Origin of the sequence: Thiobacillus sp. (assembly GCF_013693775.1) — a bacterium.
Taxonomy (GTDB): domain Bacteria; phylum Pseudomonadota; class Gammaproteobacteria; order Burkholderiales; family Thiobacillaceae; genus Thiobacillus.
Genome location: NZ_CP059257.1, coordinates 2,465,033 through 2,486,655, shown reverse-complemented (window position 1 = coordinate 2,486,655; position 21,623 = coordinate 2,465,033). Strand labels below are relative to the sequence as shown.

Annotated in this window: 20 protein-coding genes, 1 tRNA gene, 2 pseudogenes and 1 riboswitch; of the genes and pseudogenes, 8 read left to right on the top strand and 15 right to left on the bottom strand. The window is 63.7% G+C overall.

The features are described from left to right. Positions 1-11: 11 nt before the first annotated feature. Positions 12-118: riboswitch (TPP riboswitch) on the bottom strand. 71 nt (positions 119-189) lie between these two features. From HZY77_RS12250 to HZY77_RS12240, 3 genes are read left to right on the top strand one after another with little or no spacing between them, the layout of a single operon-like run. Next, on the top strand, positions 190-843 hold the full coding sequence (locus HZY77_RS12250) for a protein-L-isoaspartate O-methyltransferase (RefSeq protein ID WP_296815139.1): 654 nt from the start codon (positions 190-192) through the stop codon (positions 841-843). A gap of 54 nt (positions 844-897) precedes the next feature. Further along, entirely contained in the window at positions 898-1,158 is a 261-nt protein-coding gene (locus tag HZY77_RS12245) for a rhodanese-like domain-containing protein (RefSeq protein WP_296815136.1), read from the top strand. 26 nt (positions 1,159-1,184) lie between these two features. Beyond that, on the top strand, positions 1,185-2,495 hold the full coding sequence (locus HZY77_RS12240) for a TolC family outer membrane protein (protein WP_296815134.1): 1,311 nt from the start codon (positions 1,185-1,187) through the stop codon (positions 2,493-2,495). A gap of 12 nt (positions 2,496-2,507) precedes the next feature. Here HZY77_RS12240 and waaA read toward each other — a convergent pair whose 3' ends face one another. After that, on the bottom strand, positions 2,508-3,773 hold the full coding sequence (gene waaA / locus HZY77_RS12235; protein ID WP_296815131.1) for a lipid IV(A) 3-deoxy-D-manno-octulosonic acid transferase: 1,266 nt from the start codon (positions 3,771-3,773) through the stop codon (positions 2,508-2,510). A 55-nt stretch (positions 3,774-3,828) separates the two neighbouring features. Here waaA and HZY77_RS12230 point away from each other — a divergent pair, with 55 nt between their 5' ends. Beyond that, entirely contained in the window at positions 3,829-4,839 is a 1,011-nt protein-coding gene (locus HZY77_RS12230; RefSeq protein WP_296815128.1) for an NAD-dependent epimerase, read from the top strand. 754 nt (positions 4,840-5,593) lie between these two features. Here the strand turns inward: HZY77_RS12230 and HZY77_RS12225 are convergent. From HZY77_RS12225 to HZY77_RS12215, 3 genes are all read right to left on the bottom strand, one after another. Continuing rightward, on the bottom strand, positions 5,594-5,878 hold the full coding sequence (locus HZY77_RS12225; protein WP_296815126.1) for a helix-turn-helix domain-containing protein: 285 nt from the start codon (positions 5,876-5,878) through the stop codon (positions 5,594-5,596). Further along, a complete protein-coding gene (locus HZY77_RS12220; protein ID WP_296815124.1) occupies positions 5,871-6,185 on the bottom strand; it encodes a transcriptional regulator in 315 nt (104 codons plus the stop codon). Before HZY77_RS12220 ends, HZY77_RS12225 begins: the two co-directional genes overlap by 8 nt. A 194-nt stretch (positions 6,186-6,379) precedes the next feature. Then, positions 6,380-6,835, bottom strand: a complete 456-nt coding sequence (locus tag HZY77_RS12215) for a ligand-binding protein SH3 (RefSeq protein ID WP_296815121.1) — start codon at positions 6,833-6,835, stop codon at positions 6,380-6,382. A 236-nt stretch (positions 6,836-7,071) separates the two neighbouring features. Here HZY77_RS12215 and HZY77_RS12210 point away from each other — a divergent pair, with 236 nt between their 5' ends. Then, positions 7,072-8,484 (top strand): DHA2 family efflux MFS transporter permease subunit, encoded by a 1,413-nt coding sequence (locus HZY77_RS12210; protein ID WP_296815119.1) that lies wholly within the window; start codon positions 7,072-7,074, stop codon positions 8,482-8,484. Between the two features lie 40 nt (positions 8,485-8,524). On the opposite strand, the gene HZY77_RS12205 is transcribed toward HZY77_RS12210, so the two are convergent. Continuing rightward, positions 8,525-9,304 carry a flagellar brake protein gene (locus tag HZY77_RS12205; protein WP_296815116.1) on the bottom strand — a complete coding sequence of 260 codons (780 nt, stop codon included), beginning with the start codon at positions 9,302-9,304 and terminating at the stop codon, positions 8,525-8,527. A 489-nt stretch (positions 9,305-9,793) separates the two neighbouring features. Here HZY77_RS12205 and HZY77_RS12200 point away from each other — a divergent pair, with 489 nt between their 5' ends. Continuing rightward, positions 9,794-10,402: a polymer-forming cytoskeletal protein gene (locus HZY77_RS12200; RefSeq protein ID WP_296815113.1), complete on the top strand. Its 609-nt coding sequence runs from the start codon at positions 9,794-9,796 to the stop codon at positions 10,400-10,402. 353 nt (positions 10,403-10,755) lie between these two features. After that, positions 10,756-11,199, top strand: coding sequence for a potassium channel family protein (locus tag HZY77_RS12195; protein WP_296658796.1), 444 nt, complete (start codon positions 10,756-10,758; stop codon positions 11,197-11,199). Between the two features lie 49 nt (positions 11,200-11,248). Here the strand turns inward: HZY77_RS12195 and metK are convergent, their stop codons facing one another. From metK to HZY77_RS12180, 3 genes are all read right to left on the bottom strand, one after another. Next, positions 11,249-12,427 (bottom strand): methionine adenosyltransferase, encoded by a 1,179-nt coding sequence (gene metK, locus HZY77_RS12190; RefSeq protein ID WP_296815110.1) that lies wholly within the window; start codon positions 12,425-12,427, stop codon positions 11,249-11,251. 35 nt (positions 12,428-12,462) lie between these two features. Next, on the bottom strand, positions 12,463-13,575 hold the full coding sequence (locus tag HZY77_RS12185; RefSeq protein ID WP_296815108.1) for a class I SAM-dependent methyltransferase: 1,113 nt from the start codon (positions 13,573-13,575) through the stop codon (positions 12,463-12,465). A 29-nt stretch (positions 13,576-13,604) separates the two neighbouring features. Continuing rightward, positions 13,605-14,345: a pteridine reductase gene (locus HZY77_RS12180; RefSeq protein WP_296815106.1), complete on the bottom strand. Its 741-nt coding sequence runs from the start codon at positions 14,343-14,345 to the stop codon at positions 13,605-13,607. Positions 14,346-14,411: 66 nt separating this feature from the next. Here HZY77_RS12180 and HZY77_RS12175 point away from each other — a divergent pair, with 66 nt between their 5' ends. After that, the gene (locus HZY77_RS12175; protein ID WP_296815103.1) at positions 14,412-15,557 is read left to right on the top strand and encodes an SAM-dependent methyltransferase; all 1,146 of its coding nucleotides are present in this window, start codon (positions 14,412-14,414) and stop codon (positions 15,555-15,557) included. A gap of 135 nt (positions 15,558-15,692) precedes the next feature. On the opposite strand, the gene HZY77_RS12170 is transcribed toward HZY77_RS12175, so the two are convergent. The 7 genes and pseudogenes from HZY77_RS12170 to gluQRS form a co-directional block, all read right to left on the bottom strand. Beyond that, positions 15,693-16,550: a transporter associated domain-containing protein gene (locus HZY77_RS12170; protein WP_296815101.1), complete on the bottom strand. Its 858-nt coding sequence runs from the start codon at positions 16,548-16,550 to the stop codon at positions 15,693-15,695. Further along, a complete protein-coding gene (ybeY, locus tag HZY77_RS12165) occupies positions 16,534-16,980 on the bottom strand; it encodes an rRNA maturation RNase YbeY (RefSeq protein ID WP_363154637.1) in 447 nt (148 codons plus the stop codon). The genes HZY77_RS12170 and ybeY overlap by 17 nt, the downstream gene beginning before the upstream one ends. 51 nt (positions 16,981-17,031) lie before the next feature. Beyond that, positions 17,032-17,953 (bottom strand): annotated as a pseudogene (locus HZY77_RS12160) (PhoH family protein); the annotation flags it as partial. Further along, positions 17,950-19,290, bottom strand: a complete 1,341-nt coding sequence (gene miaB / locus HZY77_RS12155) for a tRNA (N6-isopentenyl adenosine(37)-C2)-methylthiotransferase MiaB (protein WP_296815098.1) — start codon at positions 19,288-19,290, stop codon at positions 17,950-17,952. The pseudogene HZY77_RS12160 and the gene miaB, both read right to left, overlap by 4 nt. Next, positions 19,287-19,754, bottom strand: a complete 468-nt coding sequence (locus HZY77_RS12150; protein ID WP_296815096.1) for a DUF202 domain-containing protein — start codon at positions 19,752-19,754, stop codon at positions 19,287-19,289. The genes miaB and HZY77_RS12150 overlap by 4 nt, the downstream gene beginning before the upstream one ends. A gap of 198 nt (positions 19,755-19,952) precedes the next feature. After that, positions 19,953-20,029: transfer RNA gene (locus HZY77_RS12145), tRNA-Met, on the bottom strand. Between the two features lie 684 nt (positions 20,030-20,713). Beyond that, positions 20,714-21,616 (bottom strand): annotated as a pseudogene (gluQRS, locus tag HZY77_RS12140) (tRNA glutamyl-Q(34) synthetase GluQRS); the annotation flags it as partial. Positions 21,617-21,623: the final 7 nt, after the last annotated feature.

Sequence of the window (21,623 nt, the reverse complement as noted above, 5' to 3'; positions counted from 1 at the left end):
TGTTTAGTCCACGGGAGGCCTGTCAGCCTCCCTACGGCGGTCTCAACCGCATCAGGTTCGAAGGGTATCTCTCACTCCATTCGGCGTGACGGCCGTCCGGAGACCCCTGGCGAGCGGCTCAAGGTAGCGGAATTGTGGAATAATTGCAAGGCAATCCCCATCTAACTTATTGATATTCAAGGGTACCGCATGGACATGGAACAGGCGCGCTACAACATGGTGGAACAGCAGATCCGCCCCTGGGATGTGCTGAATCAGGATGTGCTCGACCTGCTGTTCAAGGTCCGCCGCGAAGATTTCGTACCCGAGGCACACCAGGCGCTGGCCTTCGTCGACATGGAAATCCCGCTCGGCCACGGCCAGTCGATGTGGACGCCCCGGTTGGAAGCACGCGCGCTCCAGGAACTCGTCATCCGTCCCACCGACCGCGTGCTGGAAATCGGCACCGGCAGCGGCTACCTCACCGCCCTGTTGGCATCCCAGGCGGCCGAGGTGGTCTCGGTGGACATCGTCCCCGAATTCACCGCCGCCGCCACCCAGAAACTGCGTGCGCACGGCTTCCACAATGTTGCGCTGCATCCCGGCGACGGCGCCCGCGACTGGCCCGACGAAGCCGGCTTCGACGTCATCGTGCTCACCGGCTCGACCCCGCTGCTGTCGGACGCCTTCCGCCGCCGCCTTCACGTGGGCGGCCGCCTGTTCGCCATCGTCGGCGAGGCGCCGGTGATGCAGGCACAGCTCATCACCTGCACCGCGCCGGGCGCGTTTCGCAGCGTGACGCTGTTCGAAACCTGCGTGGCGCCGCTGCTGAACGCGCCGCATCCGGCCGCATTCGTATTCTGATGCGCCAGTTTCGCCCCCGAACTCGCCGCCCACATCCAGTCTGGCCACACGCCCGTGCTGCTCGATGTGCGCGAACCCTGGGAGTGGAACCTCTGCCGCCTGCCCGGCGCGATCCTGATTCCGATGCGCGAGTTGCCGGCACGCCTGTCGGAGTTGAACAAGAATGCCGAAACAGTCGTCATCTGCCATCATGGTGTACGCAGCTATCACGCGGCGCGCTATCTGGAGACAGCCGGGTTTGTCGGCGTCGTCAACCTCGCGGGCGGTGTCGCCGCCTGGGCCGATGAAGTCGATCCGGCCATGCCGCGCTACTGAATACCCTCTACCTAGGACTGGACCCCATGCAATTCAAACCCCTGTCTCTCGCCCTTGCCCTTGCCCTGGCGCCAGCCGCCCACGCAGAAAACCTGTCCGCCGTCTTCCAGGACGCGCAGGCCTACGATGCGCAGTATGCCGCCGCCCGCGCCGCCTACCAGGCCGGTCAGGAGAAGGCGGTCCAGGGGCGTGCGGGACTGCTGCCCAACGTCAATCTGGGCGGCAATGCCCAGTACAACAAGATCGACTCCAGCCTGCCCGGCGGCGATGCCGACTTCGCGTCCAATGGCCTGTCGCTGAACGCCACGCAGCCGCTGTTCCGTAAACAGAATATGGTGCAGTACGAGCAATCCAAGCAGCAGGTCAAGATCGCCGAGATGCAGTTGAAGGTGGCCGAGCAGGACCTGATCCTGCGCGTCGCGCAGGCCTATTTCGACGTGCTGCAGTCGCAGGACAACATCGCCTTCATCAATGCGCAAAAATCGGCCATCTCCGAACAGCTGGCGTCCGCCAAGCGCAACTTCGAGGTCGGCACCGCCACCATCACCGACACCCACGAAGCGCAGGCGCGCTACGACCTCGCCGTGGCGCAGGAAATCGCCGAGCAGAACAGCCTCGCCATCCGTCTGCGCGCGCTGGAAAAACTCATCGGCAAGCCGCCCGGCGCGCTCGACATCTTCGTGGAACCGGGTGCGCTCAAGGTCGAAGCGGAGTCCATCGACACCTGGGCCGCACGCGCCACCGAAGGCAACCTGCAGGCCGAGATACAGCGCATTGCCAAAACCATTGCCGACCAGGAAGTCGAACGCAACCGCGCCGGCCATTACCCCACGCTCGACGCCGTCGCCGGCTACACCATCAACAACAACCAGAATTTCGGCACGATGCAGGTGGACACCCGCGCCGCCAGCATCGGCGTGCAGCTCAACCTGCCAATCTACCAGGGTGGTCTCGTCAACTCGCGCGTGCGCGAAGCCGTCGCCAACCAGGAAAAGGCACGTCAGGATCTCGAGGCCGCCACCCGCGACGCCAGCCTGCAGGCCCGCCAGGCCTGGCTCAACGTCAGCAGCGGCGCGGCCCGCGTGAAAGCGCTGGAACAGGCGCTCACCTCCACCCAGGCCCAGCTCGACTCCACCAAGCTCGGCCTGCAGGTCGGCGTGCGCACCAGCCTCGACGTGCTGAACGCCGAGCAGCAGGTGCTGTCCGCCCGCCGCGACCTGGCCGGCGCGCGCTACGCCTACCTGCTGGCCGGCCTGTCGCTCAAGGCCGCCGTGGGCAGCCTCAATCCCGCCGACCTCGCCGAGATCGACCAGCACCTGAAACCCGCGGCGCAATAAAGCGCCGACAGCCTAAGCCGGAACGAGCTCGGCCACCCGCGTCGCCGCGCCGCGATGGCGGGCGGCAAAGGCCTGTCCCGCCTCGCCCATTCGGGCACGCGCCGGGGCATCGCCCAGCAGCGCCAGCGCGTCACGCATCAAGGCCGTCGCATCGTCGACCCGCCGTGCCGCACCGGCCTCGATCGCGCGGCGTGTCGCCTCCTCGAAATTGAAAGTGTGCGGCCCCACCAGCACCGGCCGCCCCACGCTCGCCGCCTCGATCAGGTTCTGCCCGCCCAGCGGCATCAGGCTGCCGCCGACGAAAGCCACGTCGCAGGCCGCGTAATACGCAAACAGCTCGCCCAGGCTGTCACCCAGCAGCACGCGCACACGCGGGTCCAGCGGCGCCTCGTCCAGCGCGCTGCGCCGCCGGTACGCCAGGCCTGCCGCCTCGATCAGCGCCGCCACTTCGTCGAAGCGTTGCGGATGGCGCGGCACCAGCACCAGCAGCACGTCGTCCGGCGCGGTCTCGGCAAACGCGCGCAGCAGCGGCGCCTCCTCGCCCTCGCGCGTGCTCGCCGCGAGCAGCACTGGGCGCGATCCCCATTGCCTTTTCCACGCTGCGCCGCGTTCGAGCAACACGTCAGGCGGCGCAATGTCGAACTTGAGATTGCCGGTGACGTGCACGGCCGGCGCACCGAGTGTCCGCAGGCGGTCGGCGTCGGCGTCGGACTGCGCGGCAACGACCGCGATCCGCTGCAGACACGCCCGCGTCAGCGCCGGCAGCCGCGCGTAGCCGCGCGCCGAGCGCTCGGACAGCCGCGCGTTCGCCAGCACGATCGGCACCTGCCCGCGCGCGGCGGCATGGATAAGATTGGGCCACATCTCGGTTTCCATCAGAATGCCGACGCGCGGCCGCACGCGGCGCATGAAGCGGCGCATCGACCCGGCATAGTCGTAAGGCAGGTAGACGATGCGCGCGAAGCTGCCGTACAGCGATTCGGCGGTGGCGCGCCCGGTCGGCGTCATGCAGGTCAGCAGCAGCGGCGCGTCCGGATGCGCGTCACGCAGCGCCTGGACGAGCGGCTGCGCCGCGCGCATCTCGCCAACCGACACCGCGTGGATCCACAGCGCGCCCGTGACCGATGCCGGGCCGAGTGCCAGGCGTTCACCCCAGTGCTTCAAATAACCGCGCTCGCGGCGCCCGCGCCACAGCAGGCGCAGCGGAATCAGCGGCGCCGCCAGCAGCAGGGCCAGCCGATACAGGCTCCAGTCGAATAACAGGCGCGGGGTGGACATCACCGGATTGTAAATGGGCGAGTGCTAGAATCGACGCCACTCTGGAGGCCCAACAATGAAAATCCTGCTCACCGGCGCGGCCGGGTTTATCGGCATGCACGTCGCGCAAATCCTGCTCAAGCGCGGCGACGAGGTGGTCGGCATCGACAGTCTCAACGACTACTACGATCCGGCGCTCAAGCTCGCGCGACTCGAACAGCTGAAGCCCTACCCCAACTTCCGCTTCGTCAAGGACGACATCTCCGACCGCATGGTGATGGAGGACCTGTTCGAGAAGGGCCACTTCGACGCCGTCATCAACCTCGCCGCACAGGCCGGCGTGCGCTACTCGCTGAAGAATCCGCACGCCTACGTGCAGTCCAACCTGGTCGGCTTCGCCAACCTGCTCGAAGGCTGCCGCCACCACGGCATCAAGCACTTCGTCTACGCGAGTTCATCGAGCGTGTACGGCGCCAACACCAAGATCCCGTTCTCGGTGCACGACCCGGTCAACCATCCGGTCAGCCTCTATGCCGCGAGCAAGAAGGCCAACGAGCTGATGGCGCACACCTACTCGCACCTCTACGGCCTGCCCACCACCGGCCTGCGCTACTTCACCGTCTACGGCCCCTGGGGCCGGCCCGACATGTCGCCATGGCTGTTCACCTCGGCCATCCTAGAAGGCCGCACCATCGACGTGTTCAACCACGGCGACATGATGCGCGACTTCACCTACATCGACGACATCGCCGACGGCACCGTGAAAGTGCTCGACCGCATCCCGCAGGGCAACCCCGACTTCGACCACAAGCACCCCGACCCCGCCACCAGCCACGCGCCCTACCGCATCTACAACATCGGCAACCACACCCCGGTGCAGCTGATGGACTTCATCGGTACGATCGAGAAGGCACTGGGCCAGGAGGCGAAGAAGAATTTCCTGCCGATGCAGGACGGCGACGTGCAGGCGACCTACGCGGATGTGGACGATCTGATCCGCGATACCGGGTTCAAGCCGGCGACGACGCTGGAGTTTGGGATCGGGAAGTGGGTGGAGTGGTATCGGAAGTACAAGAAACTAAGCTGAAAGAGGTCTCTATGCAAAACCCTACTAGTTCGACACTCCGAAATGAACTTCGTTACAAATTAGATGAGTTCAAACGCGCTTCTCTATTTGAGAAGGCTGGACTAATAGTTATATATGCGGCCGTTATCGTTTCTTATGTATTAATTTTTTTGTTTATCACTTATTTTTTGTTTTCGCATACAGGTTTTTAAGTCTCGTGGTTGGATCTCTTTTTAGTTAGGAACAGCTGTTTACTTTCATGCCTCCGCTATGGTTCAAGCTCATCCAGCATAGAAACAACACTGGTGGTTTTGGCCTCACGATTCCCTACTTGGTCGGAGCTCTACGGACATCACCCCGCAAAGACATCGACAAGCCAGGCTTTCAGGAGCTTCTTTCCTTATTGATCTCCATGCGGGATCTGACGCCCAGTTCGCATTATGTTCACATTAGCGAATGTGACTCCCTATTGCAGCCAGTGGTAAATATAAGCTCAAGTTTCTTTACGCCAAGTCCCAGTAGTCACCAAATATTTTCCCATCTCACAAACCGGTCTTCTCTGTCATTACAAGTTAAATACATCCCAGACAGATCGAGAGAAATTGACTCAGCCGCAGAAGAGCTTTGGTTTGTTTCGGCGCATGTTATTGAGCGGGGATATTTTTCTTTCCGAGATGGTGAATTTCGCCCATTTGACGAAAGAGACCTTACCTTCATAAGGGATGCGCTATCTGAACAACAGGATTAGGGTGGGGTCTTCCTTTTGCCACCCCTCTTACGCAGCCTTCAAATCCAACAAGGCTTCCGGATGCGCAATTGCCACACGCAGCAGCGTTTGCGCCGCGCCGGTGGGTTTGCGGCGGCCTTGCTCCCAGTCTTGCAGCGTGCGGGTGGACACCCCCATCAGGCTAGCCAGTTCGGACTGAGACATTCCCAGTCGGCTGCGCGCCTCGGCGATGGGCGACAGGGCAACCTGGGTTTTCCGGACGCCCTTGCCCGCCTTCATCTGGCGGACGGAGTCCAGCAAGTCCTTCTGGAACTGTTCCATTTCCTTATCCATGTTCTATGGCCTCTCGCAATTGTTTCAAAAATGACGCGGGCAGGTTGTCGAACTTCGCTTTCACGTACACCATCAACAACCAGATTTCGCCGTGCTCCAGCTGGTTGAAATAAATGACCCGCGCGCCGCCGCGTTTGCCCATGCCGGGGCGCGTCCATCGGACCTTGCGACACCCGCAGGCGCCCGGAATGACATCGCCCGCGTCCGGGTTGGCGGCCAGCCAGTTGATGAACGCGATACGCTCGGCATCCGTCCAGACCTGGGCTGCTGCACGCACGAAAACATCCGTTTCGATGACGGTGTACATTAGACAATGATACGGCACTGCCGTATTGTGGGCAATATCGAAAAACCATCGCTTTCGGGCAGCAATATCCGCCTGCCAGCCGCCACTTCGCCATCCACACAGATGAACAGCAAATCAAAAGGAGCCTGGCTCGATCTACCTACCGAACCAAGCCCCTAAATTTTCATTGGTGTAAAAGTTGTTGTGTGCTGGCCCTAGGCCTTGGCGGGATAAGCCTCCTTGGCATGCCGCGCCGCTTCGAGTTCCACGGGATCGTAGGCCTTGCCGGACCACAGCATCTCGTAGGCGATTTCTTCGTTGCCGTTTTCGCATAGTTCGAGCGCTCGCCGGAACAGGGGCTGGAAGGTCTCCGACTTGTGCGAGCGCTCGTGGAGTTCGAAGGTCGTCCAGAAGGTCACGATCAGCGCTTCGCGGCCTTTCATGGGGCTTTCGACCGCCTGTCCGATGGTCGAGCCTTCATTCGACACTTGCCCGGAATTCAACGCGACAAAGCCGCCGACGAAGCCCGTGTCGGAATGATAGGTCTTGACGTTTTCGCAGAGGAAGGCCACGCGCTCCTGCAGGTCCTCGACGCTGTATTCGGGTTTGAGCACGACGCGGTTCACGGTCACAATGCCGTCGGGNGGNAAGTTCGCGATCAAGCCATTCATTTTCTGCTCCTGTGGTGATTGAAAAACATGCCAGTTGAGTGCGGCCACAGGATATGAAGCGACGAACTATTTATCAAACGATATTTATCGGCATTTGCTATCGTATTAATCGATACATCACACAGTCAGCCGGCCGCGCGAAGAACCTTTATCGGCTCGATGAATCAGCCCATACTGACCCGCTCGCCTTGCCCGATGTCGATTAGCCATTCGAAACCGCCACCCCACCTTCAACGATGAATCCCGCCACGGTTAAACGCTACCTGCCCTGGGTCGTGGCCGTGGCGCTATTCATGGAGCAGCTGGACACCACCATCGTCAACACGGCGGTGCCGGCGATGGCGGAAAGCCTGCAGGTGACGCCGCTGAGCCTGAAGGCGGTGGTGGCAAGCTACATCCTGAGCCTGGCGGTATGCATTCCGGTGAGCGGCTGGATGGCGGATCGCTACGGCACGCGGCGCGTGTTCAGCATCGCGGTCGGGCTCTTCACCTTTTCCTCGGTCCTGTGCGGCCTGGCGCTGAACGCGCCGATGCTGGTCGCGGCGCGCATTCTGCAGGGCGTGGGCGCGGCGATGATGATGCCGGTGGGCCGGCTGACGATCATCCGCACGTTTCCCAAATCGGAACTGCTGCGGGCGATGAATTTCGTCATCATCCCGGCGCTGATCGGCCCGCTGCTCGGACCTACGGTCGGCGGCCTGATCGTGCACTGGGTTTCCTGGCGCTACATCTTCTTCGTCAACGTGCCGATGGGCCTGCTGGCGCTGTGGCTGGCGCATCGCCACATGCCGGATTATCGCGGCGACGCGGCGCGCCCGCTGGATGTCGTCGGCCTGGTCCTGTTCGGCAGCGGCACGGCGCTGTTGTCCTGGCTGCTGGAAATCTTCGGCGAGCACCGGATCGACGCCACCTCGGCGGCCGTGTTGCTTCTGCTCTGCGTGAGCCTGCTGGCCGCGTATGTATGGCATGCCCGCGAGACGCCTCATCCGCTGTTGCGCCTGAGGCTGTTCCGGGTACGCACGTTCCGCATCTCGGTGATGGGCGGGTTCGTCACGCGGCTGGGGGTGGGCGGGATGCCGTTCCTGCTGCCGCTACTCTACCAGCTCGGCCTGGGCCTGCCGGCCTGGCAGTCGGGCTTGCTGATGATGCCGACCGCAGCGGCGGCCATGGGCATGAAAATCATTGCCCCGCGCGTGCTGGCGCACTTCGGCTACCGGCGCATCCTGATCGTGAATACGGTGATGATCGGCTGCGTCATCAGCCTCTTCTCGCTGGTGAACCCGGCCACGCCGATCGCGTTGATCGTGCTGCTGGGCCTGTCCATGGGCTTCTTCAATTCGCTGCAGTTCACCAGCATGAATTCGATGGCCTACGCCGACATCGATACGCCCGATTCGAGCATGGCCAGCACGATCGCGAGCTCGCTGCAGCAGATGTCGATGAGCTTCGGGCTGGCGTGCGGTTCGCTGATCGCCGGCTGGTATCTGGGCGACCTGCCGCAAACCGACCGCGTGGCGGTGACGACCGCGCTGCACCATGCCTTTTTGACGCTGGCCGGGCTGACGATCCTCTCGTCGCTGTCGTTCTGGTCGCTCCGCCCCAGGGATGGCGAAATCGTCAGCCGGGGATCGGTGCGCGTGGTGGAATGAGCGCGGTAAAAACGGCCCGCCTGCGCGATCCGCCGCCGACCTATCGCTCCACTTCCTGCGCGCTGATCATGTTCTGGTAGAGCAGCGCCGAGATGACCAGCGTGTCCTGGCTGTTCACGTTGTCGAACGACAGCCCGTGCAGGAGGGTGAGGTTTTCATCCACCGTGGGACGCGACGCATTCACCGAACGAATCGTGCAGTCCAATACGAGCACATGCTCGGCGTCGCCGATCTTGACGCGGAATTTGAGCGTGAGCGGGCTGCCCACGTCGCCCATCTTTTCGCCGGCGGCGAGCAAGGCGCCGCCGAGGCTGATGTCGCGCGCAACGCAGGCATGGCCTCGCCCNCCTTCGGACGTGGCGTGACAGATGATGTTGATCCGCCCGCGCGAACTGCCGCGCACGACCAGTCCGCGCACTTCCTTGGGATAGGCGAGATGGAGGTGCGGGTAGGGCGTATTGGTGACGCGCTTGGCCATCGCGGTGAAGGCGTAGGCCGTTTTCCCACTGAACAGGCGCACGACGAAATCCTGCCCTTCACGCACCAGCATCAGGCTGCCATTGATGATGGGCGTGGTCACGATGACGCTCTGGCCTTCCAGGTAACCGATCAGGGTGACGAAGCAGCGGGACGGTTCGACATCGGACTGGAACTGCAGCTGTATCGTATCGCCGATGCCCAGCTTGATCTGGTCCAGCGACAGCACCCCGGATTCGCGCTGGGGCGAGGCCGGCTCGACTTTGCCGGCTTTGGCGGATGAATCTTCCGGGCCGCCGGATGTTGGCTTGTCTGGGGCGGTTGATTTGTGCTGTTCTGACATGGCGCGTCCACGTGACAATTTTCTCGATACGGCATGACGGTACGTCAANTTTGCCAAGGCCCGCATCGGGTTCCCGGGCGGACGCAGTTCGACGTTTCGTCTNGATGCCTCCTGGTCATCATAACGATACCGGCCATCGGCGATTCCTCTCCCCTTACCGTGCCAGCCTTCCAAGTAAACCACACTCGCCGCATCTCGTTCACATGCGGCATGCCAGCCTGTCGTCATATGACGACAGGCTCAATCCGTCCTATCTTTTTGTTTTGTAGGAATATTCCAAAATAGGCTGATTCCAATGTCGTCGTCAGGCGACGTTTTGGCCTGTTTTTCTCTTTGGCCGAGCCTGCTGAATTTCTTACACGACTGTTTATCAACGGGTTTTCTGTGCTGGCCCATCTGTTGCTAATCCACCCGTGCGTCCAGTTCCGGCCGCAACCACACCAGAGCGTTTCACCCAGATTCACCCCGATACAGAGAGAGACCCTACCCATGCTCAAATCCTTCATGCAACCCGGCACTTCCAGCAATTCACGAACTGATTCGACCCGGACGGGCCATTCGGGATATCCGAGCAAACCGGCCGAAACCGCCAAGCCGGCCGAGCCCACCAAAGTGGAAACGGCTCCGGAAGCCATCCCGTCCACGCGCAACGAAGAGGGCAGCAAACTCATCGTCGGGCCGAACATCAAGCTGAAGGGCGCCGAGATCACCGATTGCGAAATCCTGGTGGTGGAAGGTCGCGTGGAAGCGTCGATGAACAGCCGCGACATCCGCATCGCCGAAGGCGGCGTGTTTTCGGGCAAGGCCGAGATCGACGTGGCGGAAGTGCATGGCACCTTCGAGGGCGAGTTGACCGCCCGCAAGCGGCTGGTGGTCTATGCCACCGGCCGCGTCAACGGCACGATCCGCTACGGGGCCTTGATGGTCGAGGAAGGCGGCGTCATCACCGGCAACATGGCGATGCATACGGCCGGCCCCAGTCTGGCCAAGCTGCCGGATGCCGCGGCGCCGGTGTCCGAAGCGGTCCAGGAGAAGGCAGCGGAGCTCGAAGAGATTCGTTCCGCATCCACGTTCGGCCGCAACCAGCGACGCAACTGACCAATCTGAGGCAGGGCTGTCTGCGATAGGCGACAGCTCCGCCCGCATCTTCGGGGACGCTCGACGCCCCGCCCCATCCTTGCCTCACATCGACTATCCGGCCTGCTGAATCGGTGCGGAAAACGACCCGCCGGACTGAACTCGGCCCGGTCGGATTGCTCCAATCCCCGGCAGCCTGCTCACGTCATGCAGGTTCGATGCGCTGGGGCGGCCCCATGTAAACGGGGCTTCACGAAAACTTCATTTCCCCAGGCGCTCATTCATGCGAACGTTCCTGCGGGCTGGCTTGTCAAGAAATCGGCGCGGCCCCCGGCCGCATTTTTGCCGCTTTGGCTGCCGTCATCGGGTCCCGTATGTTCATCGTTGCGCTCGCTTGTGTCCTGCTCCTGGCCTTGACCACCGTCACCCACTACGAGGCGCTCAGCAGCCTCAACACGCGGCTGGTATCGCTCGCCATTCCCAACCGCAGCAAGCTGCTGGTCGTCATCTCGACGGCCTTCATGGCCCATGCGCTGGAAATGACGCTCTACGGTCTGACCATCTATCTCCTGACGAAATATTTCGGGGTAGGCGCCCTCAGCGGGCCGTCCGGCCATTCATTGGCAAGCTGTCTTTATTTTTCTGCAGAAACCTATACTTCGCTCGGCTTTGGCGATCTCACGCCCGTCGGTCAGATCCGGATGATTGCCGGGGTGGAAGCGCTGAACGGCCTGCTGCTGATCGGCTGGTCGGCGTCGTACACCTACATTGCCATGGAGCGTTTCTGGAATCTGGACGCGGCGCGGCGCCACCAGTGAGCGTGTGCGCGCAGGTAACGGGAGGCCGGCTTTTCCCCGGCGCGCCGGGTCAGCCGTTCGAGGCCGCCAGCGCCTCCGCCTGGTCCACGCGCTCCCAGCTGAAACCCGGCTCGGCCCGCCCGAAGTGGCCGTAGGCTGCGGTCTTCCGATAGATCGGGCGACGCAGGTCGAGACTCTCGATGATGCCGCGCGGGGTGAGCCTGAAGGTGCGGCGCACCATGGCTTCGAGGGTGTCGTCCGCCACGGTCCCGGTACCGTAGGTGTCGATCAAGAGGGACACCGGCTCGGCCACGCCGATGGCATACGCCAGCTGGACCAGGCAGCGTCTGGCATAGCCCGCCGCCACGAGATTCTTGGCGATGTAGCGCGCCATGTATGCCGCCGAGCGATCGACCTTGGTGGGATCCTTGCCCGAAAACGCACCGCCGCCGTGGGGACAGGAGCCGCCATAGGTGTCGACGATGATCTTGCGCCCGGTGAGGCCGGTGTCGCCGTTGGGGCCGCCGATCTCGAACGGGCCGGCAGGATTGACCCACAGCTTGAAGCCCGGCGTGCGCAACGCCAGAGGCACCAGCGGATCGACGATTTCGCGCGCGACTTCCTGCGCGACCCACGCGGGGTCGAGGTCGCGCTCGATCTGGGTGGAGATGACCACGTTCTCGATACCGGCCACCCGCTGCCCTTCATAGGCCACCGTCACCTGACTTTTGGCATCGGGGCGCAGCCAGGGCAAGGCGCCGGACTTGCGCAGTTCGGCCTGTTTCTGCACCAGACGATGCGCCAGCCAGACCGGATAGGGCATGAGGTCGGGNGTTTCGTCGCAGGCATAGCCGAACATCAGGCCCTGGTCGCCGGCGCCGATGTCGCCGCCCGCGAGCGTGATGCCTTTGTGGATCTGGATGGACTGGTGGTTGAAGCGCACCTGCACTTCGCAGGTGTTGGGATCGATGCCGGTTTCGGTGTCGCGATAACCGATGTCGCGCAGCACCTGGCGGGCGATTCCCTCGGCGCGCTCGCGAACCTCGTCGAACAGTTCCTTGCGGACGGTCTTGAACTCGCCGGCGATCACCACCAGGTTGTCGGCGACGAAGGTTTCGCAGGCCACCTTGGCCTCGGGTTCCTCGGCCAGAAAGGCGTCGAGGATGGCATCGGAAATCTGGTCGGCGATCTTGTCGGGATGGCCTTCCGAGACGGATTCGGAGGTAAACAGATGGCGGCGGGAATTCATGGTCGGTTTCCTGTGTAGCGTGATGCGAAAAGGGATTAGGCTTCGCGTGCCGCGAGGCGCCACAGCGACGTGACCTCGGCGGCACGGGCGGCGTGGAGCGGGTCAGTTTGATCGGCCGCGCGCGGGTGCGTAGGGTGGGTGTCCAGCCGCGCCACGACGTCCAATCCGGCCGCGTCGAACGCATCGAGCAGCCATGCGCGCGTGCGCAGGCCCAGATGCTCGGCCAGGTCCGACAGGATCAGCCAGCCTTCGCCGCCTGGCTCCAGATGTGCCGCCAGCCCGTTCAGGAAGCCGAGCAGCATGCGGCTGTCCGGATCGTAGATCGCGTGTTCGAGCGGAGAATGCGCGCGCGGGNNCAACCAGGGCGGATTGCAGACGACCAGGGGCGCACGCCCCGGCGGGAACAGATCGGCCTCGACGACGTCCACCCGTCCTTTCAGCCCGAGCCGGGCGATGTTCTGGCGCGCACACGCCAGGGCACGCGGGTCCTGGTCGGTGGCGACGACGTGCTTGACACCGCGGCGCGCCAACAGCGCCGCCAGCACGCCCGTTCCCGTGCCGATGTCGAAGGCGAGCGCCGACGAAGGCAGCGGCGCCTCGGCCACCAGCCGCAGATACTCGCCGCGCACCGGCGAAAACACGCCGTAGTGCGGGTGGATGCGTTCGCCGAGCACCGGAATGTCGACGCCCTTCTTGCGCCACTCGTGGGCGCCGATCACGCCGAGCAACTCGCGCAGCGAGACCACCGAAGGCACCTCGCCCGCACCATAGGCCTCGGCGCAGGCTTCCTTCACATTCGGCGCGCGCCGCAAGGGAATGCTGTAATCCGCCTCCAGGGGCAGCAATAGCATGCCGAGGGTACGGGCGCGCTGGGACTGGGCCTGGCGATAAAGATTGAAGGCCTCGATCGACGATGCGGCGGGCTTGCGCGGCTTGCGGTCGATGCGACGCGCCATGGCCTGCAGCAACTGGCGCGCATTCTGGAAATCGCCGCGCCACAGCAGCGCATTGCCCTCGCTGGCCAGGCGATACGCCGCATCCGCCGCGAGGCGGTCGTCCGCAAGCATCACGCGTTTGGGTGGCGGCGATCCGTTTTCCGAGCGCCAGCGGGCGGTCCGGCTCTCGCCGGCCTCGGTCCAGTTCAGCACGGCAGGCGGTGCGTCAGGTTGAGGTTTCGTCACAGCTTCGCGCTGCGTCCGCCGTCCACCGCCAGGATCTGCCCGGTCACGTAGTGGGTATCCATCGCGAAGAAACGCACCGCCAGCGCGATATCGTGGGGATCGCCGGCGCGCTTCAGCATGGTGTGCGAGACGATGCGCTGGCGCGAGACCTCGTCGAAGTTCGCGTCGTCCTCGGGCCACATGATCGGCCCGGGCGCGATGCCGTTGACGCGTACTTCCGGCGCGAGTTCGCGTGCCAGCGACTTGGTGAGCCCCACAAGACCGGCCTTGGCGACGGAATAGACGACGTAGCTTTTCATCGGCCGTTCGGCGTGGATGTCGGTGATGTTGATGATGCAGCCATGGCGCTTCTTCAGTTCGGGCGCGGCGGCCTGCGACAGGAACATGGGGGCCTTGAGGTTGCTGCCCATGAGGTCGATCCAGTCCTTTTCGCCGATGGTGCCGACCGGCGTGGGATAGAAGCTCGACGCATTGTTGAGCAGCACGTCCAGCCCGCCGAACGAAGAGACGGTCTGGTGGACCAGGCTCGGCAGGCCGCCCGTGTCGTTCAGGTCGGCCTGGATCAGCGCCACCGAATCGGGGCGGAGGGCATTGAGTTCGTTCTGCAGCGCGCGCGCCTCGGCCGCCGAGCTGCGATAGTGGATCATCAGGTTGGCGCCGGCCGCGTGCAGCAGGCGCGCCGAGGCCGCGCCCACACGCCTGGCCCCGCCGGTAATCAATACGACTTTGCCATGCATCGGGATTCGCCTTTATAGTCACTCGATTCTGGATTATCCAGCCATTGCGCATTATCCCCGAACTCGATGCTGCCCGTCCCGACTCCTGACGCCTTTGCGCACAGCCAGCGCGTGACCGCGCATCTGCATGCGATGATCGACGACGCGGGCGGCTGGATCCCGTTCTCGCGCTACATGGAAGCCGCACTCTATGCGCCGGGGCTGGGCTACTATGCCGCCGGCGCGGCGAAATTCGGCACGGCAGGCGACTTCGTCACCGCGCCGGAACTGACGCCGCTGTTTGGCCGCACGCTGGCGCAGGCGATTGCACCGGTACTGGCCGAGACCGGCGGCGAGGTGCTGGAACTCGGCGCGGGCAGCGGCAAGCTGGCGGCGGACATACTGGGCGAGCTGGAACGGCTGGGCGCCTTGCCGACACGCTATGGCATCCTGGAAGTCAGCGCCGACCTGCGCCAGCGCCAGCAGGAAACGCTTGTGCGCGAACGGCCGCATCTGTGCGAACGGGTGCAATGGCTGGATGCGCTGCCCGATCACTTCCGGGGCGTGATCCTCGGCAACGAGGTGCTCGACGCGCTGCCGGTGGAGCTGGTGCATTGGACGGAAGACGGCGCGCAGACGCGTGGCGTGGTGCGGGAAGGAAAGTCCTTCGCATGGCAGGACCGGCCCATCGCCGACCCTGTGCTGCGCGCCCGCGCCGGGACGATCAATCAGGCACCCGGCTATCTGTCCGAGATCAATCTTGCCGCCGACGCCCTGATCGCTTCGCTCGCCCGCATGCTCGACCACGGCCTGATCCTGATGATCGACTATGGCTTTGCCGCCGTCGAGTACTACCATCCGCAACGCCACATGGGCACGCTGCGCGTGCATGTCCGTCACCATGCGCTCGACGATCCGTTTTATCTGCCGGGCCTGTGTGACCTCACTGCGCACGTCGATTTCAGCGCGGTGGCGCGTGCGGGACAGGACGCTGGGCTGGCACTCGCGGGCTACGCGAGCCAGGCGAATTTCCTGCTGGGAAGCGGGTTGACCGAATTGCTGATGCAGACGCCGCCTGCGGATGCGGCGGCTTATCTACCGCAGGCCAACGCCGTGCAGCGCCTGGTGTCGCCCGCCGAGATGGGTGAGCTATTCAAGGTGATCGGGTTGAGCAAGGGCAGCGTCGCGCCGCTTGCCGGGTTTGCGCGCGGCGACCGCCGACACACGCTTTGAGTTAATCTTTCGAGCCATTCGTCCTAACTTAGCCAAGAGAGTCTAACAGTAATGCCGTTCGGCTGAGCTTGTCGAAGCGACCCTGTGCTTACCCGGACATGCCCTTCGACAAGCTCAGGGCGAACGGCTCAAGGATCAGACCAACGGCAACTGCGCGTCCTCTTCCGGTGGCAGGCGAGTCACCCGCACCGCATGCAACCGGCGGCTGTCGGCGCGCAAAATGCTGAACTGGAAGCCGTCGAATTTGACCGACTCGCCGCGCTTGGGCAGATGACCGAAGCGCGAGACGACGAGGCCGCCGACGGTATCGAATTCCTCGTCGGAGAAATGCGCGCCCAGGGCCTGGTTGAAATCGTCGATTTCGGTGCCTGCCTTCACGCGGAACACGTCTTCCTTCTCGCGGATGATGTTGTCCTCGGTTTCGTCGAAGTCGTATTCATCCTCGATGTCGCCGACGATCTGCTCGAGCACGTCCTCGATCGTCACCAGTCCGGCCACGCCGCCGTACTCGTCGACGACGATGGCGATGTGGTTGCGGTTGGAGCGGAATTCCTTCAGCAGCACGTTGAGCCGTTTCGATTCGGGAATGAACACGGCGGGGCGCAGCATGCCACGGATGTCGCTGTCGGATTCGGCATAGTGCCGCAGCAGGTCCTTGGCCAGCAGGATGCCGATGACGTCGTCGCGATCCTTGTCGATGACCGGGAAACGCGAGTGCGCGGTCTCGATGACGAAGGGGATGAAGACCTCGGGCGCGTCATTGATGTCGATGACATCCATCTGCGCGCGCGGGATCATGATCTCGCCGACGCGCATCTCGGACACCTGCAGCACGCCCTCGATCATCGCCAGGGCGTCGGCATCCATCAAACTGTTTTCGTAGGCGCCGTGCAGCAATTCGATCAGCTGTTCACGGTCTTCGGGTTCACGCATCAACCAGTGGGAGATGCGTTCGAGCAGGCTCGGTTTATGCGGACTACTGTCGGACTCCATTTTCGTCAGGAAATGAAAGATAAGGATTAGGAATGCGGAATCGCCTCAGTATAACGGCTTCGCGCAATTCCATGATATCCGCGTCAGCCGGGTCGATGTGGTCGTAGCCTTGCAGATGCAGCACACCATGAACGGTCATGTGCGCGTAATGATCCTTCAGCGGCTTGCCCTGCTCGCGTGCCTCGCGCTCGACCACGGGCGCGCAGATCACCACGTCGCCGCCGAGTATGCCAGGCGCAATCTCGCCGTATTCGAAAGTCAACACGTTGGGGACGTAGTCCTTGTCGCGGTAGTCCTGGTTGAGTGTCTGCGCCTCCTCGGCATCGACAATGCGCACGGTGATCTCGGCGGCGTGTTCCAGCGCGGCAGCGACCCAGCGGCGGATCTGTTCGCGGCTCGGCAGGTTGTCGGCGTCGCTGGCGAGTTGCACCGACAGACTGAATTGCGGGCTCACNTTGTCCGTTTCCGCGCGGCGCGCGGCGTAGGCGTCGACGATGCGGCCGACCAGCGGGTGGCGCACCACGTCCTCCGACTGGAAATGCGTGAAGGCGATGCCGCGCACGCCTTCCAGCACGTCGTTGGCATCCATCAGGCCGGACTTCACGTGCTTGGGCAGGTCGATCTGCGTCGGGTCGCCGGTCACCACCGCGCGCGCGCCGAAGCCGATGCGGGTGAGGAACATCTGCATCTGCTCGGGCGTGGTGTTCTGCGCCTCGTCGAGGATGATGAAGGCATGGTTGAGCGTGCGCCCGCGCATGAAGGCGAGCGGCGCCACCTCGATGGCGTGGCGCTCGATCAGCCGCGTCACCTTGTCGAAGCCCATCAGGTCGTACAGCGCATCGTACAGCGGGCGCAGGTAGGGATCGACCTTCTGCGTCAGGTCGCCCGGCAGGAAGCCGAGCCGCTCGCCCGCTTCCACCGCGGGGCGCGTCAGCACCAGGCGCTTGACCTGCTCGCGTTCGAGCGCGTCGACCGCACAGGCGACGGCCAGATAGGTCTTACCGGTGCCGGCCGGACCGATGCCGAAGGTGATGTCGTGGCTGCGGATCTGCTCGATGTATTCACCCTGGCGTGGCGTGCGTGCACGCAGGTCGGCGCGGCGCGTGCGCAGCGCGGGCCCTTCCTCGTCGGCACGGCCGCGGGTGAGCTCGACAAGGCCGAGCTGGATGTCGTCGAGGCTCAACTCGTCGTGCGCGCGGTTGTAAAAATGTTCGATCGCCTGCGCGCCCTTCTCGGCCTGCGCGGCGTCGCCAGTGAATCTAAAACTTGAACCGCGGCGGCCGATGGTGACATCGAACGCGGCCTCGATCTGACGCAGGTTCTCGTCCNNATGGGCCCGCACAGGTTGGCCAGCCGCCGGTTGTCCTCGGGGCCAGCCGCAGTTCAACAATGTCGGTTTTCAAGCGGTTTGGCTCTCGGTGATCGCCACTTCGCCGCGCAGGCTGTGCGGCAGGGCCTGGGTGATGGTGACGTCGACGAACTGCCCGATCAGGCGCGGCTGGCCGGCGAAGTTGACGATGCGGTTGTTGTCGGTGCGGCCGGCGAGTTCCTCGGCGTTCTTGCGCGCGTGCCCCTCGACCAGTACGCGCTGCACGGTGCCGACCATGGCCTGGTTGACCCGCTGCGCCTGCGCCTCGATCTGCGCCTGCAGCTGCATCAGGCGCTGCGTCTTCAGTTCGGCCGTCACATCATCGGGATAGTCCGACGCCGGGGTGCCGGGGCGCTTGCTGTAGATGAAGGAGAAGCTGGCGTCGAAGTCGAGTTCGCGGATCAGTTTCATCGTCGCCTCGAAATCGGCCTCGGTCTCGCCGGGAAAGCCGACGATGAAGTCCGACGACAGGCAAAGGTCGGGGCGCTGTTCGCGCAGCTTGCGGATGATGGACTTGAATTCGAGCACCGTGTGGCCGCGCTTCATCGCCGCGAGGATGCGGTCGGAGCCGGACTGCACCGGCAGGTGCAGGTGCGATACCAGCTTGGGCAGCTTGCCGTAGCATTCGATCAGACGCTGCGTCATTTCGCGCGGGTGGCTGGTGGTGTAGCGGATCCGTTCGATGCCGGGAATCTCGTGCACCATCTCCAGCAGGAAGGCGAAGTCGGCGGTGCCGCCTTCGTGCAGCATGCCCTGGTAGGCATTGACGTTCTGCCCCAGCAGCGTGACTTCCTTGACGCCGCGTCCGGCGAGGTCGGCCACTTCGGCGATGACGTCGTCGAACGGGCGCGAGACCTCCTCGCCGCGCGTATAGGGCACGACGCAGAAGGTGCAGTATTTGGAGCAGCCTTCCATGATCGAGACGAAGGCCGACGACCCTTCGACGCGCGCGGGCGGCAGGTGGTCGAATTTCTCGATTTCGGGAAAGCTGATGTCGACCTGGGCGCGGCCGCTCTCGCGCCGCTTCGCAATCAGCTCGGGCAGGCGATGCAAGGTCTGCGGGCCGAACACCACGTCGACGAAGGGCGCGCGCGACACGATCGCCGCGCCTTCCTGACTCGCCACGCAGCCGCCGACGCCAATGATGAGATTGGGGTTCACCTGCTTCAGGTGGCGCACCCGGCCGAGGTCATGGAACACCTTCTCCTGCGCCTTCTCGCGCACCGAGCAGGTGTTGAACAGGATGACGTCGGCATCGTCCGGCGTGTCGGTCGGGGTCAAGCCTTCGGCGACGTTGAGCACGTCGGCCATCTTGTCCGAGTCGTACTCGTTCATCTGACAGCCGAAAGTTTTGATGTAGATCTTCTTCATGGGGATGCCGGGACAGTGAATAAACTGGGGGCGGGAAATTCGCTGCAGGTTTCGATCAAGTAAGTAGCAATAAGGAACGGGGCGCCAGCATCACCTTTACCTGCCTTCCGATTACGTGGAACCTGCCGAAGCCGATGTCCGATTGGCCGCTGTTCCAATGCTGCTGTCCTCTTTCGCTTCCACGGCCTCCACTTCGTGCATATGTGCCTCCAGGGCACGTTCCTTTTCGACCAGTTTTTGAAGCGCTTGGTATTACTGCTGTACTCGCGTGCTCCGACATAAAAGACCACGATCCCGGACAGGACCAAAAGGAATCCGCTGATTTCGAAGAACGGGTGACCGATCAGCTTGATGAATGCGATGCCAAGAACCGCCATGGCAATAGCGGTCCGGCTGTAGGCCAGAAAGGTGCGCTTGTTGGCCAGAACCGTGCGATCCAGCGCGAGCCAGTCGCGCAGAATCATGGCTTCGCGTTCGAATTCCAGGTAGGGTCGTCGATCACACTTTACCTCGTCAAATCGTCTGTCGTTAATCTGGCCGGGACGAATGTTGCATTCTTGTGACGCATGAACGGACAGATTGTTCCAGCTTCAAGAAGCAGGTCGGCCACGTGCCATTGACCGAGACGAAACGGCCTGCATCGCTGCAGGCCGCTGGTGTTCTGGTGGTGATGAGTGGACTTGAACCACCGACCTACGGATTATGAATCCGTCGCTCTAACCGGCTGAGCTACATCACCCTTGGGACTGCTTTTCCGGCTGAGGACCGCCGAAAAGGCGCGCATTTTAGCTGACCAGGGCATGTACTGTCAAAGTGGCCGGGGAATTCACTGCGGCCGCAGTTTGGCCAGCTCGTCGAGCAGGCTGATCAGCAGTTCGCGCCCCAACGGTCCCATGCCGGCGACGAGCTGGTCGGTGTCACGCTCGCCGTTGACGAGCCGGCGCATGCGGCCGCCCAGCAACGCCATGTCGCCGCCTGCTTTCATCATCTGTTCGGCCATGTTGGCAAGCACCGACATCGCCTGTGCATCGCCGCGCGCCGAGGCGTCGATGAGCGCGGCCAGTCCTGGGGCGGCGCTGCTGCCGTCCGGCTGGGCCTCCAGCGGCGGCAACGTGGCCGGATTGTCGAGGCCGCGCAGGATGGCGTCGAGCAGAATGCTGTCCTCCTCGTCCAGCCCCAGCTTGATCGAGGGATCGCGGCGGCCGTCGATCACGTGGCGCAATGCGCCGACCAGTCGCGCCCATCCGGCCTGCTCCGCGGCATCGAGCTGTTTCATCAGGTCGGGCAGCTGGCTGCGATCGCGCAGCGCATTGACCACGGTGTGGATGAAGGGCGCGTGGACGCGCAGGACCTGTTCAACGGCGGGGGAGTTGGGCCATTTTGGTAAACGGTGAGCGGTAAGGGGTGAGCGGATTGTCCGGTCAGGGGCGGCGTTGGCAATGGCGGGGCGTAGCGGCACATTCTCGATGCGCCAGTGTGCGCCTGCCCACGCCAGGAGTTCAGCCGGCCCAGCATCGTTCAGTTCCGGCGGCGGCGGATGGCCAAGCACGACGAGCGCCTGCGCCAGCACCGCGCCCCGTCCGCTCTCGGGCAAGGTCGGGGCGAGAGTCTGCTTGGATAGCTTCTGGCCAGCGGTGTTGGTGACGAGCGGCACGTGCGCGTAAACCGGCGTCGGCAGCCCCAGCAGGCCTTGCAAAACCATCTGGCGCGGCGTGTTCCACAGCAGGTCGGCGCCGCGCACGACGTGGGTGATGCCCTGGAAGGCATCGTCGACCACCACGGCCAGCTGGTAGGCGAACAGGCCGTCGGCACGTTTGACGATGAAGTCGCCGGCGTCGCGGGCCAGGTTCTGTTCCAGGTCGCCGTGGATGCGGTCGTGAAAACGGAAGTTTGCATCCGCCACGCGCACCCGCCATGCCCGCGCGATCGTACCGGGCGGCAGGCCATTACGGCAGGTGCCGGGATAGAGAATCTCGCCCTCGTGATTGCGCTGCGACTGGGCGAGCTGGCTGCGGGTGCAGGCGCACGGATAGACCGCGTCGCGGGCTTTCAGCGCATCGAGTGCTGCGGCATAGGAATCGTCGCGCTGCGACTGGTAGAGCACCGTGCCGTCCCAGTGCAGGCCATAGGCTTCCAGCTGGCGCAGGATAGTGTCGGCCGCGCCGGGCTCGCAGCGGGGGCGGTCGAGATCCTCCATGCGGACCAGCCAGCGCCCGCCGGCTGCGCGGGCGTCGAGCATACTCGCCACGGCGGCGACCAGCGAACCGGCGTGCAAGGGCCCGGTGGGAGACGGCGCAAAGCGTCCGACGTAGGGTACGGAATTCACCCGGCCA